The organism is Streptococcus pseudopneumoniae, assembly GCF_038148935.1.
Classification (GTDB): Bacteria; Bacillota; Bacilli; order Lactobacillales; family Streptococcaceae; genus Streptococcus; species Streptococcus pseudopneumoniae_U.
This window is the reverse complement of record NZ_JBBJZX010000286.1, coordinates 1-208: the sequence shown is the minus strand read 5'-3', so window position 1 is coordinate 208 and position 208 is coordinate 1. Positions and strand designations below refer to the sequence as shown.

1 pseudogene is annotated in these 208 nt (G+C 48.1%); it reads right to left on the bottom strand.

Going from position 1 to position 208, the window contains the following annotated elements:
- Positions 1–208: pseudogene (locus WKI42_RS11010) on the bottom strand (helix-turn-helix domain-containing protein); the annotation flags it as partial.

Sequence of the window (208 nt, the reverse complement as noted above, 5' to 3'; positions counted from 1 at the left end):
CACTTGAAACTGACAGGCATTGACCCGGAGACGTTGTTGACTGATGTGAGCCCAGAGGACCAAGTCTAACTTCTGCCCCGAAGACAAGCTTGCACCGCAGATTTCTTCTAGTGTAGCAATCTCCTGTTTTCTCTCTGGTTTCTGCATATGGCCTTCCCATTCCTGACTGGACCAGACCTTACGGAAAAGACAGAAATAGAAATAGCGA